A 2,882-nucleotide genomic window follows, 5' to 3' on the forward strand; every position below is an offset into this window, starting at 1 on the left:
TCATCAGGAACACTGAGTTTAAAATGGGAAAGTTATTTTTAGACGACTCCTTAGTTTGAGGTAAAAAACTACAAACACCCTTCAATCCTGGAACTTGCTATAAACGATTTTCTAAATGAAAAAGCTATCTAAGTAATAAATAGTTGAACCTTCCTTTGACCAATATTTCAAACTCATCATAGAAAATTTCACTAAGGAGCTTACCTCATGAATACGCCGAATCTTCCTGCTCAAAGCCTGACATGTCAGTCCCAGCTTTCAAAGACACCAGGCTCGGATGAGGGTAGAGGTGCAAATACGACAAATGCAGTGTTTAACGCCAGAGATGTCACTCATTACGATATAAGCAGTTTTTTTGTAGGGATTCCGTTAGTACAAATCATGACATTGGCAGTGGATACCTGTAATGCGGCTGAAAAAGAATATGTAAAACAAAACTGGAAACGAGAAAATCTTGATAAAGCCCTGAAGGCATACAATTTGCCTCGAGACTTTAGTCCCCGTGGTGCTATAAAGCATCGTAAGCCCAGTGCAATTTTTAATGTGTTTCTCCAAGTAAAAGAAGAAGGTGTAAAAGCAAAACAGAGGGGGGGAGATGGCCATGATCTGCCTTTGGCGCACAGTTTATGTAATTTTTTGAACCGCGAGAAGGCAAAAGAAGGGGGGAACCAAGATCCTCATTTCGTCAGTATGGATTTCTTTGTAGCTCAAATGAATAGACATCAGCGGACAATGGATATAACACACTCTGTGATTGGTAGCCACGGCCCTGAGAGTCAGCATTCAGAATCAGGCTGGCCAACGGCTGAAAACCCGACATTTACCATGGCGGGGAAACCATCGTTAGCTTCTGGGAAGGTTAAAAATAATATTGATAGCCTGCAAAAACAACTGCAATTCATGGGTGAAAAGGTTTTGGTTGATCAGCTTCATGACCAGCTGCACATGCTTGAAAGGTCCTTTTCGCAGAAGAAGCCAAAATTGCACAATCACCGTGCAATAAAGGCTATTGATTGTCAGGCTAACGATTTGGCCAAGCAGATTAACAAACTCGGCTGTACAGAATTTGAGTATGAGAAGACAAAACTCCAGAGTCAATTGACAGCGTTACAAGCCAATATTAGCAGTTGGCTGGTAGTGGTTGCTGCTTTCGATACCTTAACAAGTTTGAAAAGTTATCTTGATGGTTTTCAGTTTTGTAATTCCCTGCAGGATATTGATCTTTTCGCTAAAAAGCTGGATGAATTTGAACGGCATAACAGAGATCTTCCCGCGGGTGAGGCACGAAATACATTGATGAGAGAGACAAGTATTCTCAGAAATAGTTTTGCTGATATTCAAACGAGTGTAAGACAAAAGCAATTGTACGATGCGCTTGCAAAGGCAGAAAATACCATAAAGACACTGGAGTATGGTGTTAGTGGTTATACAAAGAGTGGTAATACAAAGTCATTCCTGGTGGGCCAGGCCAAGGCAGCATTGGCTGTTGCCAGGCCACTGATCGATCTGGGAAAGGATGATGATTTTGCCATGCTCGGTAATTTGTGTCAGCGATTGTCAAAGTTAACTGGCCTTGAGAGAAGTGGGGATCAGGAACAGGCCATTGCTGCTGAGCCCCATCCAGAGTTTTTGCTGCAACGGGGCGCTGCGTTTAAAAAAGAGTTGGCAGCATTTAGCAAGCAGGCAACCGCTTCAGGGTCAGGTGGTGTGGCGGCAGCGGGCAATATGTCCGCACTGTCAGGTAAGTTTGCTGCATTGCCAACGTTGCCAGGTCAAACGATCAGCCAGGCAGCTCCTTCGCAAGCAGTACTGCATTCATCAACAAGGCAAAGTCAACTGCAGGCAAAGACCGGGCCTGTTCTTACTCATGGAGAGCGGTTGACATCATTTGCCAGTGAGTTGAAGGGCTGCAGGAAACTAAAATTCTGGGGCGATGGAAGTATTTCTGCCAGTTTGGGCATCAGGACTTCTTCTGAGAAAATAAAATGCTTTGTAACCTGGTGTGATATTCCTCTTGAAACTCTGCCTTCCTGTTTCCGGGAAAGAATGATAGAAGCTAACAATGACAGTAATATCAGGCCCAAAGATGTAATCGTGTTGCAGGTATATGCTTTTGCTCCGAACGAGAGCGATTTTAACGGCGCTGGCTTTACAGTAGAACTTGAAAGCCTGCTGACTGGTTACGAATACAGGATATTCAATAACAGCCGTGACGGGAGGAACTATAGCCCTTTGGGGGCGAATCTTCGGATGCCTGAGGGCTTAAGGCAGGGTAACAGGTTTTATGAGGCACGCTGGGATTTAAATCAAAATCTGGCTGAAAGGGATACGGTAAGGTTTGCTCATGGTTCAGGAGTGGATAACCATAGCAGTCTGGAAGATATTGGATTTACCCTGGCCGCACCTGTTCCTCCGGGTGCAAGTGCTCAGGAAGCTGCCTTCGCAGAACCCGGTTTTGGTATTCCCTTCGGGATTGATATGAGGGCTCAGCCGGAAAGTGTCATCCGTGAGCTGGAAAATCAGAATATGCATGGTGTGTCACTTGATTATAACGTTGGTGCTGCGGGTTCCAGTGGAATAAACCCGGTAGCGACACAGGAAGGCTCAACCTGTTTACAGGCAAGTGAGATATTGACCAAAGAGGTGGGTATCTTGTGGGTGAAAAGGGTCACAGCCTTAGCGGATATAAACAGTGCCCGAGATTTGTTGCATTGGCTGAGGGATGATAAGTTTGATCCGAAAAATCCACGTTTCCCACAGCTGCTGTAGGAGGCTGTCCGAGAATAGACTGCCCTACGCGGCAACTGCTCCTGCATCCATGCAGTCGTGCGGTGGCAGCAAATTGGTCTAAAAAATCGGAAATTTTTAGCAAATAGAATCAC

Annotated in this window: 1 protein-coding gene; it reads left to right on the top strand. The window is 44.9% G+C overall.

Features of this window, described 5'->3' with window-relative positions:
- The first annotated feature begins 207 nt into the window (after positions 1 to 207).
- Positions 208 to 2,769 (top strand): hypothetical protein, encoded by a 2,562-nt coding sequence (locus KDK14_RS20210; RefSeq protein ID WP_257267036.1) that lies wholly within the window; start codon positions 208 to 210, stop codon positions 2,767 to 2,769.
- Positions 2,770 to 2,882: the final 113 nt, after the last annotated feature.

It is taken from the genome of Endozoicomonas sp. ONNA2 (assembly GCF_024606365.1).
Lineage (GTDB): Bacteria > Pseudomonadota > Gammaproteobacteria > Pseudomonadales > Endozoicomonadaceae > Endozoicomonas.